Origin of the sequence: Arthrobacter sp. zg-Y40 (assembly GCF_020731535.1) — a bacterium.
GTDB lineage: Bacteria > Actinomycetota > Actinomycetes > Actinomycetales > Micrococcaceae > Arthrobacter_B.
Map to the genome: position 1 here is coordinate 36,960 of NZ_JAJFZS010000012.1, position 12,519 is coordinate 49,478.

Here is a 12,519-nt window from a genome sequence, read left to right on the forward strand (position 1 = left end):
CGCACCCCGTTTGCGGCGGGACCATGGGGAAACCAAGCAGGACGAGGAACCACCAGAGGAAGAGGCACAGCCATGGCCGGAACTTTCGATGCAAAAACAGCCCTCGTGACCGGTGCAGGGTCCGGGATCGGCATGGCGGCGGCGATAGCCCTTGCCGCCGAGGGAGCGAACGTTGTGGTCAACGACCTCGACCTGCAGGCGGCGCAGGACGTGGTGGAGAAGATCACGGAAAAGGGCGGCAGCGCCGTCGCATCGGCGGGTGATGTGTCCAATCCCGCGGATATTTCCGGGGCAGTCCAACTAGCGGTCAGCGAATTCGGTGCCCTGAACCTGGCCTTCAACAACGCGGGGATCTCGGGACCGCTGGGCCCGCTCGCGGACATCGACATTGAGGGATACCGGCGGGTGATCGACGTCAACCTCAATTCCGTGTTCTACAGCATGTACTACGAGATTCCGCAGATGCTGCAGGCCGGCGGCGGCGCCATAGTCAACAACTCCTCGATCCTGGGCCTGGTGGGGGATGCCAACGCTGTTCCTTATGTCACGGCCAAACACGGGGTAGTGGGTATGACCAAGTCGGCCGCATTGGGATACGCCGACAAAGGCATCCGCATCAACTCCGTCCAGCCCGGTTACATAGACACCCCGCTGCTGGGGAACCTGCCGCGGGAAGTCTACGAGGGCCTCGTGGGCCTGCACCCGGCCGGGCGGCTGGGCACGGTAGAGGAAGTGGCCGCCGTCGTCCTGTTCCTGCTCTCGGACGCGGCGGCCTTTGTCACCGGATCCCAGTACGCCGTGGACGGGGCGTACACCACGCAGTAAAACCGCTGCTGGCGAAACCGGCACCGGGCACCTGTCCAAGTTTGAGAGAATAAAACCATGCAGTCGATCCGAAACGGCAAGACGCCGTCGTCCCCGTCCACGCCCGGCCGCGGCATCAGCCGCAAGATGGGCACCACAGGCATCACCGTGATGCTCATTATCTTCCTCGTGGCGGTGGTCTTTGCCGCAAACCAGAACGACGTCATCGGCTGGATCGTAGTCATCGTCTCGCTTGGCTGGCTGTTCCTGGCCACCTTCGTGGTCTTCTCCGTACGGGGGGCCACGCGCAAGGCCACGGCGAAGTTCGCCGCTGCCACCGCCCCGCCCCGCGGCGGCGTGCAGGTGGTCGACGAAAGCACCCGTGACCTGAAGCTGGACCACAGCTTCAAGATCATCGAGGTCCAGGCCAAGGTCATCCGCGAGAACCTGGACACGGACCGCGGAATGGTGGACCGCGCCCTTGAGACCATCGACATCACCGCGCACAACGGCCGTGGCATGATCAAGAAGGACGACGGCGGCCCGGTCGAAGGTACAGTCGTCGACTAACACCGGTACGGCCGTCCGCGGCCGCCGGCGCCCTGCGGCATGCCCGCGGCGCCTGTTCGGGTTGAGCAGCTACTGAGGAGTATGGTTATTCGCGTGAGTTCGGCATCAGAGGAAACGGCAACCGTGGAAACCGGTGACCGTCCGGGGACAGCACTGCGCATCGCTTCCGTGAACGTGAACGGCATCCGCGCCGCCTACAAGCGCGGGATGGCCGACTGGCTGGCGGAACGGGATGTGGACATCCTGTGCCTGCAGGAAGTCCGTGCCCCGGACGCCGTCCTGCGTGAACTGCTGGGGGACACCTGGCATGTCCAGCACGCCGAATGCCTCGATGCGAAGGGCCGCGCCGGCGTCGCCATCGCTTCCCGGACCGCACCGGTGGCCGTCCGCGAGCACATCGGCGACGAATACTTTGCCCGCTCCGGGCGCTGGGTGGAAGCCGACTACAAGGTCAGCGTGGACGGAGCGGAGAAAATTCTCACCGTGGTCAGCGCCTACGTTCACTCCGGCGAGGTGGATACCCCCAAGCAGGTGGACAAATACCGTTTCCTGGACACCATGAGTGTCCGGCTCCCGGCGCTGGCGCAGACCAGCGACTTTGTCCTGGTGGTGGGAGACCTGAACGTGGGCCACACCCCGCTGGACATCAAGAACTGGAAGGGCAACGTCAAGCGTGCCGGTTTCCTGCCCGAGGAACGTGCCTACTTCGACCGGTTCTTCGGCGACGAGATCGGGTACACCGACGTGCACCGCTCGCTGGCCGGAGAGGTAAACGGCCCCTACACCTGGTGGTCCTGGCGCGGACAGGCCTTTGACAACGACTCCGGCTGGCGGATCGACTACCACATGGCCACGCCTGAACTGGCAGCCCGTGCAGCCAATGCCGTGGTTGACCGTGCCGCCACCTACGATGCCCGTTTCTCTGACCACGCCCCCGTCGTGATCGACTACCACTTCTAAGGTTTCCCCATGACTTCGAACTCCTCCACCGGCCGTCAGCGCATCCTTTCCGGGATGCAGCCTTCAGCTGATTCGCTTCACCTGGGCAACTACCTTGGCGCCCTCGTGAACTGGGTGCGGCTCCAGGAAGAGTACGACGCCTACTTCTTCATCCCCGACCTGCACGCCATCACGGTGCCGCAGGACCCCGAGGACCTGCGCAAGCGCACGCGGGTGACGGCGGCGCAGTATATTGCCGGCGGCGTCGACGTGAATAAGGCCACCCTGTTCGTGCAGTCGCAGGTCCCCGAACACGCACAGCTGGCCTGGGTGCTGAACTGCCTCACGGGTTTCGGCGAAGCCTCCCGGATGACGCAGTTCAAGGACAAGCAACAGCGTTTCGGATCCGACGCGGCCAGCGTGGGACTGTTCACCTACCCCGTTCTGCAGGTGGCGGACATCCTGCTCTACCAGCCGCACGGTGTGCCGGTGGGAGAGGACCAGCGCCAGCATGTGGAGTTGAGCCGTGACCTGGCCAAGCGCTTTAACTCGCGGTTCGGTGAGACCTTCGTGGTCCCCGAGGTCTTCATCCAGAAGGCAGCCGCCAAAATCTACGATCTGCAGAATCCAGGCGCAAAGATGTCCAAGTCCGCGGCTTCGCCTGCGGGCCTGATTAACCTGCTGGACGAGGATAAGGTCATCGCCAAGCGGATCAAGTCCGCAGTGACCGACGACGGCAGCGAGATCCGCTTCGACCGGGACGCGAAGCCGGGCATCTCCAACCTGCTGTCCATCTACTCCCTGATCAGCGGACGCAGCGTGGAGACACTGGAAAAGGAGTACGAAGGCAAGATGTACGGACACCTGAAAGTGGACCTCGCAGAGGTAGTGACGGAGCACGTCCGGCCCATCCGCGAACGCGCCCTGTACCTGCTGGATGATCCGGCGGAGCTGGACCGCCTGCTGGCAGTCGGAGCGGGGAAGGCCCGGGAGATGGCGTCGGTTACCCTCGCGGATGTGTACAACAAGGTCGGCTTCCTGCCGCTGGGCAGCACGACGGCGTAACCCATGAAGATCTCCGAATCCTTCGACCACGCCCCGGCCGCCGAGCGCGATGGACACCCCGTTGAGTGCGCCTCGCGTTGCGTGGGTATTGTCATTGCGGTTCCGGAGCCGATGGCAAGTGAACTGCGGGCTGCGCGGGCGTCCTTCGGGGACCCGATGGCTGCCGTGATCCCCGCCCACATCACCTTGGTCACCACCACCGAGACCACCGACTGGGACGCCACCCTGCGTCACGTCCGCGAGGTGGCTAGCTGCCAGGAGCCGTTCCGCGTAACGCTGCAGGGGACCTCCTCCTTCCGGCCGGTGTCCCCGGTGGTGTACCTGAACGTGGATGAGGGTTTTGACGAGTGCATCGCCTTGCATAAGGAGTTCCAGAGCGGCCCGCTGGCCCGAAACCTGGCGTTCCCCTTCCACCCGCACGTAACGGTGGCCCACGATGTCAGCGAGCAAAGCATGGATGAAGCAGTCCAGCGGCTGGATGGCTATTCCGCCAGCTTCACCGTGGACTGCGTGGGACTGTACGAGCACGACGCCACGGGGCTGTGGAAGCTGCACGAACACCTGCAGCTCGGCGGGGGCAAAGAAGTCTCCCGGTAGCCCCTAGGACTCGTCCAAGCCGAGGTAGGTACCGGCCCAGGCGGCGATGATGGCCGCCGCACGGCTGGTCTGTGCCCGTTCCACCATCAAATGGTCGCTGCCCTCCAGCGAGATGAAATTGCGGGGGTGGCGCGCGGTCGAGAAAATCTCGCTGGCGTTGTCGATCCCGACCGTGTTGTCCGTGGGGGAGTGCATCACCAGCAGCGGCAGGTGCAGTTCGCGGATACTGTCCGTGAGTTCGTGTTTGCGCAGGTCCTCGACCAGGTGCCGGCGGATTTCCAGCTCCCCGCCGCCCAGGTCCACGGACGCGGAGCCCTGCTCCACGATCTCGTCCAGCTCCTCCTCGAACATGTGGACCACGTGGTCGGGCCGGAAAGGCGCCGCAATGGTCGCCACCGCCTTCAACCCGGGGATCTGCCCGGCAGCCGCCAGGACGGCCGCTCCGCCCAGGGAATGGCCAATCAGCAGGGACACAGGACGGCCGGAGGCCGCCATGAACTCCGCCGCGCTGCGGACGTCCGCAACCTTGGTGCTGAAACTGCCGTCCTCCCAGTTGCCGGTGGACCCGCCCAGGCCGGCGGCGTCGTAACGCAGCACGCCAATACCCCGGCCGGCCAGTGCCTTGGAGATGCGGGAGGCGGCAGCACTGTTCTTCCCGAGGGTAAACCCGTGGCAGAAGACCGCCCAGGCGCGGGCACCGCCGTCGGGCACATCCAGCGTGCCGGCAAGGGTGGTCCCGTTCACGCCGGGGAAGGAGACTTTTTCAAATGTTGGCTTGGACTGGGAAAGCATTCTTCCAACTTTACATAGGGACGCAAAAGGCGCCCGTCGGCGGGGAAACCGCCGGCGGGCGCCTTGGGCGCAGGACCGGTTAGAGCGAGCGGGCCAGGATGGCCTGCTTGACCTCTGAAATGGCCTTGGTGACCTGGATGCCGCGGGGGCAGGCTTCCGAGCAGTTGAAGGTGGTGCGGCAGCGCCACACGCCTTCCTTGTCGTTCAGGATCTCCAGGCGCATGTCACCGGCGTCATCGCGGGAATCGAAGATGAAGCGGTGCGCGTTGACAATCGCGGCCGGTCCGAAGTACTGGCCGTCGGTCCAGAAGACCGGGCAGGACGAGGTGCACGCGGCGCACAGGATGCACTTGGTGGTGTCGTCGAAACGCTCGCGGTCCTCGGCGGACTGCAGGCGTTCCTTGGTCGGTTCGTGACCCTTGGTGACCAGGAACGGCATGATCTCGCGGTAGGACTGGAAGAACGGCTCCATGTCCACGATCAGGTCCTTCTCCACCGGCAGGCCCTTGATGGGCTCAACGAGGATGGGCTTGGACGTGTCCAGGTCCTTCAGCAGGGTCTTGCAGGCCAGGCGGTTGCGGCCGTTGATGCGCATGGCATCGGAGCCGCATACGCCATGGGCGCAGGAGCGGCGGAACGAAACCGAACCGTCGTGCTCCCACTTGACCTTGTGCAGGGCGTCCAGCACGCGGTCAGTCCCGTACATGGTCAGCTTCCACTCGTCCCAGTAGGCTTCGTCGGAAACCTCGGGGTTGTAGCGGCGGACCTTCAGGGTGATCTCGAAGGAGGGGATTTCTCCGCCGATCGACTCGGGGAGCTCCACCTTGGAGGCCGGCTCGGCGATTTCCGTTGTCATTAGTACTTCCTCACCATCGGCTCGTAGCGCGTGAAAATGACCGGTTTGGTGTCCAGCCGGATGCCGGCGGTGTGCTCGGCATTTTCGGCTTCGTCAACCTTGTAGGCCATTGAATGCTTCATGAAGTTCTCGTCGTCGCGCTCCGGGAAGTCCTCGCGGAAGTGTCCGCCGCGGGATTCGGTGCGGTGCAGGGCGGCTACGCTCATGACCTTCGCCAGTTCCAGGAGGAAGCCCAGCTCCACGGCCTCAAGGAGGTCGAGGTTGAAGCGCTTGCCCTTGTCCTGGACGCTGATCTTCTGGTACCGCTCCTCGAAGGAAGCGATGTCCGTCAGCACCTTTTCAATGGTGTCAGCGGTGCGGAACACCTGCATGTTCATGTCCATGGTGTTCTGCAGGTCCCGGCGGATTTCTGAAACGCGCTCAGTGCCTTCGGAGTTGCGAACGTGGTCCAGCAGGGCCACCGTGTCGGCCTCCGGGTTTTCCGGCAGGTCAACGAAGTCCGCGGTCTGGGCGTATTCAGCGGCGTAGATGCCCGCACGCTTGCCGAAGACGTTGATGTCCAGCAGGGAGTTGGTTCCGAGGCGGTTGGAGCCGTGCACGGACACGCAGGCCACCTCGCCGGCGGCGTACAGGCCGGGGATTACGGTGTCGTTGTCCTGGAGGACCTCGCCCTTGATGTTGGTGGGGATGCCACCCATCACGTAGTGGGCCGTGGGGAAGACGGGAACCGGCTCCGTGTACGGCTCCACGCCAAGATAGGTGCGGGCAAACTCGGTGATGTCCGGAAGCTTGGCATCAATGTGCGCCGGTTCCAGGTGGGTCAGGTCCAGCAGGACGTAGTCCTTGTTCGGACCGCAGCCGCGGCCCTCGCGCACCTCGTTGGCCATGGAACGGGCGACAATGTCACGCGGCGCCAGGTCCTTGATGGTGGGGGCGTAGCGCTCCATGAAGCGCTCACCCTCGGAGTTGCGCAGGATGGCACCCTCGCCGCGGGCTGCTTCGGAAAGCAGGATGCCCAGCCCGGCCAGGCCGGTCGGGTGGAACTGGATGAACTCCATGTCCTCCAGGGGGATGCCGCGGCGGAACGCGATGCCCATGCCGTCACCGGTCAGGGTGTGGGCGTTGGAGGTGGTCTTGAAGACCTTGCCGGCTCCGCCGGAGGCGAAGACCACGGACTTGGCCTGGAAGATGTGCAGCTCGCCGGTAGCCAGGTCATAGGAGATGACGCCGGAAACGCGCTTCTGGCCGTCCGGCTCCGTCACCATGATCAGGTCCAGCACGTAGTACTCGTTGTAGAACTCAACGTTGTGCTTGACGCAGTTTTGGTACAGCGTCTGCAGGATCATGTGGCCGGTGCGGTCTGCCGCGTAGCAGGCACGGCGGACCGGGGCCTTGCCGTGGTCGCGGGTGTGTCCGCCGAAGCGCCGCTGGTCAATGCGTCCTTCGGGCGTCCGGTTGAAGGGGAGGCCCATCTTCTCCAGGTCCAGCACGGCGTCAATGGCTTCCTTCGCCATCACCTCGGCTGCATCCTGGTCCACCAGGTAGTCACCGCCCTTGACGGTGTCGAAGGTGTGCCACTCCCAGTTGTCTTCCTCGACATTGGCCAGTGCCGCGCACATGCCGCCCTGCGCCGCGCCTGTGTGGGAGCGGGTGGGGTACAGCTTGGTCAGTACCGCCGTCCGTGCGCGCTGACCGGATTCAATGGCGGCACGCATACCGGCGCCGCCGGCGCCGACAATGACGACGTCGTACTTGTGGACCTGCATACCAGATGCTCTTTCTGTTGAAACTGCTAAAAACTCTTGGACTGCCGCGGTATTGCCGTTAGACGGAGCAGTGCTCCGCCAGGATCTCAGCCGTGGCGCCGTCGAGGCAGGGATCGAAGGTGAAGATCACCAGGGTGCCCAGCAGGATGATGACGAAGGTCGCCACGTACAGCACGCCCTTGAGCCACATCCGCGTGGCCTTCTTGTCCGCGTAGTCGTTGATGATGGTGCGGACGCCGTTGGAGCCGTGCAGCATTGCCAGCCACAGCATGACCAGATCCCAGACCTGCCACAGGGGGCTGGCCCACTTGCCGGCCACAAAACCGAAGTCAACGGCGTGGATGCCGTCGCCGGCCACCAGGTTCATGAACAGGTGGGTGAAAATCAGCACCACCAGCAGGACGCCGGATACACGCATAAACAGCCAGGCGAACATTTCAAAGTTGCCGCGGCTGGAACCGTTCCGGGTGTACCGGGGGGCGATGCGTCCCGAGCGGGGTGCTTCGAGGGCGTGGGCTTCGTTGGTTGAAGTAGTCATTGGTGCTAACCCCCGAAGACGTTGGGAATGTGGCGAATGGAGAAGCCGATGAGCGTCACGGCCCAAAGAGCGACTACGGCCCACAGCATCTGACGCTGGTACTTGGGCCCCTTCTTCCAGAAGTCGATCAGGACAACGCGTACACCGTTGAAGGCGTGGAACACGATGGCGGCGACGAGCCCAAGCTCACCGAGGCCCATTATCGGGTTCTTGTAGGCACCGATCACCAAGTCGTAGGCCTCGGGCGAAACTCGCACCAATGAGGTATCCAGAACATGGACCAAAAGGAAGAAGAAGATCACCACGCCAGTGATGCGGTGGGCTACCCACGACCATTGGCCCTCGCGGCCACGGTAGAGAGTGCCTGCTGGTAACTTCGACACTGAATTTTCCTCCCTGCATCGCAGCGGCGTTAGCGCGTCTTCCACGCAGTGATGACGCCGGTGCGACAGCGCTATAAGCTCTACCATAATCTAGGCGTGCGTGACCGGCGTTTCAATTTAGGATGCCCTTTGGTGTGACCCTTATTACATTGCCCGGCGGCATTATGAGGTGTACGCAATAGCGCCCAAACCGTGCCGCTTCCGGGACGTGCGGCGTCCGCTCCGCTAATCTGGGCAGTGATGAGTAAGCAAAAGGCACCCGCCACCTCCGAGTCCGCCGTCCTTGACCGTTTCTACGGGGTCATCCCGGCCGGCGGCGTGGGAACGCGGCTGTGGCCCCTGTCCCGGGCTGCTGCGCCGAAGTTCCTCCATGACCTCACCGGTTCCGGGTCCACCTTGATCCGTGCCACCTATGACCGCCTGCGTCCGCTCAGCGGGGACCGGGTCATGGTCGTCACCGGTGCCCTGCACCGGCAGGCCGTGCGGCAGCAGCTGCCGGAAATTGCCAATAAGAACCTCGTGCTCGAACTCGAGCCCAAGGATTCCGCCGCAGCCATCGGCCTGGCAGCGGCCATCCTCTATAAGCGGGACCCGCAGATCATCATGGGCTCCTTTGCCGCCGACCAGGTGATTGCCCCCGTCGACGTTTTCCAGGAAGCCGTCCGGGAAGCCGTGCACACGGCCGCACAGGGATACATTGTCACCATCGGCATCCAGCCCACCCATCCCTCCACCGGGTTCGGCTACATCCGCGCAGGCGAGCCGCTTAAGGTGGCCGGGGCGCCCAGCGCCGCCTCAGTGGTGGAATTCGTGGAAAAGCCCTCCGCCGACGTCGCGCAGACCTATCTGGACAGCGGCAGCTACAGCTGGAATGCGGGGATGTTCGTAGCCCCGGTGGACCTGATGCTCAAGCACCTTGAAGCCAACGAGCCGGTCCTCTACACGGGACTGATGGAAATTGCCGAGGCGTGGGACACCACCCGGCGCCGGGAAGTGGTGCGCCGGATCTGGCCCACCCTGCCCAAGATCGCCATCGACTACGCCGTGGCCGAACCGGCCGCCGCGGCCGGGGATGTCGCCATGATTCCCGGCGCCTTCAGCTGGGATGACGTGGGGGACTTCGCGGCCATCGGCCGGCTTAATCCCGCCGAGGAAAACAGCGATCTCACGGTGATGGGCGAGGGGGCCCGCGTCTACTCTGAGAACGCCTCCGGCATTGTGGTTTCGGATACCAAGCGGGTGATCGCGCTGATCGGCATCGAGGACGTGGTCATTGTGGACACCCCCGATGCCCTGCTGGTCACCACCAAGGAGCACGCCCAGGAAGTCAAGAAGGCCGTGGAGCACCTGAAGGCCAGCGGCGACACCGACGTCCTGTAGGGCCTTGCCGTTCCGGTAAGCGGGCCGGCGTCCGGGCGGCCCGGCAAGACCTGGTCATGTGACGACGTTTACGGGCGTGCACATTCCGGCTTTGGGCCCGGAATTGGCTAACCTAGAGGTTGTGCAGACTATCCCACTGAGCAATTCACCAGTCCCCTCCATACGGGGAAGCGTGGCGCCGCTCCTGGGCGAGTTGATCGAGTTCCGGCGGGACCTCCACTCCCATCCCGAGCTGTCCCACAAAGAGTTCCGGACCACGGACCGGATAGTGGAAGCCCTCGAAAACGCAGGGCTGGCAGCAAAGCGGCTCGAAGGCACCGGCGTCGTGGTGGACATCGGTGACGGACCCCTCCGCCTCGCCCTGCGAGCCGACATAGACGCCCTGCCGGTCCTGGAGGAAACGGGGCTGCCGTACTCCTCACTGAACACCGGCATTGCCCACGCCTGCGGCCACGACATCCACACCACTGTCATGCTCGGCGCTGCCCGGGTGCTCGCGAAGTTCGACGCCGCGGGAGAGCTGGGCGGCAGGGTGCGCGTCATCTTCCAGCCGGCAGAGGAAGTGATGCCCGGCGGCGCGCTCTCCGTGATCGAGCAGGGCGTCCTCGACGGCGTGCCCCGCGTCCTGGCCCTGCACTGCGATCCCCGGGTCGACGTCGGCCAGGTGGGCACGCGGATCGGTGCCATCACCTCCGCGTCCGACACCATCCGGATTGAACTGAGCGGGCGGGGCGGGCACACCTCCCGTCCGCACCTGACCGAGGACCTGGTCTTTGCGCTGGCAGAGATTGCCGTGAGCGTTCCCGCCGTGTTGTCCCGCCGCATTGACGTGCGCAGCGGGGTGTCGGTGGTGTGGGGCCAGATGCACGCCGGGTCCGCCCCCAACGCCATCCCCGGCCACGGTTTCATGGCCGGCACCATGCGGTGCCTGGACGCCGAGGCCTGGTATGCCGCCGGTGAACTGCTGGACAAGGTGGTACGGGAGGTCGCGGCACCGTACGGGGTGGACGTGGCCCTGGAGCATACCCGCGGCGTGCCTCCGGTCATCAACGCCGACGCCGAGATCAGCCTGATCGAGGCAGCCGCCCGCACCGAACTGGGGGAGGACGCCGTGGTCCTGGCACCCCAGTCCATGGGCGGGGAGGACTTCGCCTGGATGACCCAGGCGGTGCCCGGCGCGCTGATGCGGCTGGGAACCCGCGCCCCGGGCGGGGAAACCTTCGACCTGCACCGCGGAGACTACAACCCCGATGAACGCGCCGTCAGCTGCGGGGTCAGCGTGATGGCCGCCGCTGCGCTGAGGGCAGCGCGCGGTCTGCGGCACTAGCCGCTGCGCCGGCATGAGCGCCGGCACCGGCACATGAGTACGCCCGGCCGGGAGGACAATATCAGTCCCTCCCGTGCCGGGCGCCGTCATTTGATAACAACATGTAAACAATCTGCCACCAGCGCCCGAATTGCGCTGAGTGTCGTCTGGGACACATTATGGTTGTCTTGCTGCGGTCCAACGATGGACGGAGCGCTGCACCACACCGGGCACCGGTGCGTTCCTTCCCCGCCGGGGGCCGGGAGAAGCGCCGGCTGCCTTCTTGAGGGTGATACCCATTTCTTTCTGGAGGAACATTGAAGAATTTCCCGCGCAGCTTTAAGCGCAACGCAGGCGTCAGTGCCGCCATGCTCGGCGTTTCGGCGCTTCTGCTCTCCGGCTGCGGCGCGGCCCCCGAAGAAGAAGGCGGTTCCGCCGACGGGGCTACCGATTTCCTGGGCTGCATGGTTTCCGACTCCGGCGGATTCGATGACAACTCGTTCAACGAGTCCACCTACAACGGCATCATGAAGGCCAAGGAAGACCTGGACATCGAGGTCAAGACCGCCGAGTCCCAGTCCGAGACCGACTTCACCCCGAACCTGGACAGCATGATCCAGGCCAACTGCGACATCACGGTTACCGTGGGCTTCCTGCTCGCTGATGCCACCAAGGAAGCAGCTGCCGCCAACCCGGACAGCCACTTCGCCATTGTCGATGACCAGTCCATCGAGGCTGACAACGTCAAGCCGATCATCTACGACACGGCCCAGGCCGCGTTCCTGGCCGGCTACGTTGCCGCAGGCACCTCCCAGACCGGAAAGGTCGCCACGTACGGCGGCCTGGACATCCCCACCGTGACCATCTTCATGGAGGGCTTCGAGCAGGGTGTGGAGTACTACAACGAGCAGAACGGCAAGGACGTCCAGCTTCTCGGCATGGATTCCTTCACGGGCGGCTTCGACGACGTCTCCGCGGGCAAGACCACCACGCAGAACTTCCTGAACGAAGGCGCCGACGTCATCATGCCCGTCGCCGGTCCGGTTGGCGCCGGCACCATTGACGCCGTCGTGGCAGCCAACGCCGCCGGCAAGGACGCCAAGGTTGTATGGGTTGACTCCGATGGCTACGAGTCCGTCACCACGGGCAAGGAAGTTATCCTCACCTCCGTGATGAAGCTGATGGGCGAGGCCGTGGAAGACGTTGTGAACAGCGACGTCAAGGGCGAGTTCGACAACAGCCCGTACGTGGGCACCCTCGAAAACGGCGGTGTCGCACTGGCTCCGTTCCACGATCAGGAAGCCAGCGTTCCGGACGACGTCAAGAAGGCCGTCGAAGACATCCAGGCCAAGATCATCTCCGGCGAAATCAAGGTCGAGTCCGCTTCGAGCCCGAAGTAACAACGCGACCGGTATTACCAGCATTCGGGCCGTTGTCCGGATGCTGGAAGCTCCGAATGCACCAAAACGACCGCCGTCTTCCCGGCAGAATTGCATTGCCGGGAAGACGGCGTTTGTGCTGTT

The 12,519-nt window shown here is 64.4% G+C and carries 13 protein-coding genes; 8 read left to right on the plus strand and 5 right to left on the minus strand.

Annotated features, from left to right (window positions below; genetic code table 11):
• The first annotated feature begins 72 nt into the window (after positions 1–72).
• The 5 genes from LJ754_RS13015 to LJ754_RS13035 all read left to right on the plus strand — a co-directional run bounded on the left by LJ754_RS13015 (position 73) and on the right by LJ754_RS13035 (position 3,975).
• The gene (locus tag LJ754_RS13015) at positions 73–825 is read left to right on the plus strand and encodes an SDR family NAD(P)-dependent oxidoreductase (RefSeq protein WP_227914232.1); all 753 of its coding nucleotides are present in this window, start codon (positions 73–75) and stop codon (positions 823–825) included.
• A gap of 57 nt (positions 826–882) precedes the next feature.
• The gene (locus LJ754_RS13020; RefSeq protein ID WP_227914231.1) at positions 883–1,374 is read left to right on the plus strand and encodes a hypothetical protein; all 492 of its coding nucleotides are present in this window, start codon (positions 883–885) and stop codon (positions 1,372–1,374) included.
• A gap of 93 nt (positions 1,375–1,467) precedes the next feature.
• Positions 1,468–2,334: an exodeoxyribonuclease III gene (locus LJ754_RS13025; protein WP_227914230.1), complete on the plus strand. Its 867-nt coding sequence runs from the start codon at positions 1,468–1,470 to the stop codon at positions 2,332–2,334.
• A 9-nt stretch (positions 2,335–2,343) separates the two neighbouring features.
• Complete coding sequence (trpS, locus tag LJ754_RS13030) at positions 2,344–3,378, plus strand: tryptophan--tRNA ligase (RefSeq protein WP_227914229.1); 1,035 nt, start codon at positions 2,344–2,346, stop codon at positions 3,376–3,378.
• A gap of 3 nt (positions 3,379–3,381) precedes the next feature.
• Positions 3,382–3,975, plus strand: a complete 594-nt coding sequence (locus tag LJ754_RS13035; RefSeq protein WP_331461528.1) for a 2'-5' RNA ligase family protein — start codon at positions 3,382–3,384, stop codon at positions 3,973–3,975.
• Positions 3,976–3,978: 3 nt separating this feature from the next.
• Here LJ754_RS13035 and LJ754_RS13040 read toward each other — a convergent pair whose 3' ends face one another.
• The 5 genes from LJ754_RS13040 to sdhC all read right to left on the minus strand — a co-directional run bounded on the left by LJ754_RS13040 (position 3,979) and on the right by sdhC (position 8,310).
• Complete coding sequence (locus LJ754_RS13040) at positions 3,979–4,767, minus strand: alpha/beta hydrolase (RefSeq protein ID WP_227926922.1); 789 nt, start codon at positions 4,765–4,767, stop codon at positions 3,979–3,981.
• A gap of 79 nt (positions 4,768–4,846) precedes the next feature.
• Entirely contained in the window at positions 4,847–5,623 is a 777-nt protein-coding gene (locus tag LJ754_RS13045; RefSeq protein WP_227914227.1) for a succinate dehydrogenase iron-sulfur subunit, read from the minus strand.
• Positions 5,623–7,389, minus strand: coding sequence for a succinate dehydrogenase flavoprotein subunit (gene sdhA, locus LJ754_RS13050; RefSeq protein ID WP_227914226.1), 1,767 nt, complete (start codon positions 7,387–7,389; stop codon positions 5,623–5,625). Before sdhA ends, LJ754_RS13045 begins: the two co-directional genes overlap by 1 nt.
• Positions 7,390–7,447: 58 nt before the next feature.
• Positions 7,448–7,927, minus strand: coding sequence for a succinate dehydrogenase hydrophobic membrane anchor subunit (locus LJ754_RS13055; RefSeq protein ID WP_227914225.1), 480 nt, complete (start codon positions 7,925–7,927; stop codon positions 7,448–7,450).
• Positions 7,928–7,932: 5 nt separating this feature from the next.
• The gene (sdhC, locus tag LJ754_RS13060; RefSeq protein WP_227914224.1) at positions 7,933–8,310 is read right to left on the minus strand and encodes a succinate dehydrogenase, cytochrome b556 subunit; all 378 of its coding nucleotides are present in this window, start codon (positions 8,308–8,310) and stop codon (positions 7,933–7,935) included.
• A 240-nt stretch (positions 8,311–8,550) separates the two neighbouring features.
• Between sdhC and LJ754_RS13065 the strand changes: the two genes are divergently transcribed.
• The 3 genes from LJ754_RS13065 to LJ754_RS13075 all read left to right on the plus strand — a co-directional run bounded on the left by LJ754_RS13065 (position 8,551) and on the right by LJ754_RS13075 (position 12,396).
• Complete coding sequence (locus LJ754_RS13065; RefSeq protein WP_227914223.1) at positions 8,551–9,690, plus strand: mannose-1-phosphate guanylyltransferase; 1,140 nt, start codon at positions 8,551–8,553, stop codon at positions 9,688–9,690.
• 172 nt (positions 9,691–9,862) lie between these two features.
• A complete protein-coding gene (locus LJ754_RS13070; protein ID WP_227914222.1) occupies positions 9,863–11,017 on the plus strand; it encodes an amidohydrolase in 1,155 nt (384 codons plus the stop codon).
• Between the two features lie 296 nt (positions 11,018–11,313).
• The gene (locus tag LJ754_RS13075) at positions 11,314–12,396 is read left to right on the plus strand and encodes a BMP family lipoprotein (protein WP_442860198.1); all 1,083 of its coding nucleotides are present in this window, start codon (positions 11,314–11,316) and stop codon (positions 12,394–12,396) included.
• Positions 12,397–12,519 lie beyond the last annotated feature (123 nt).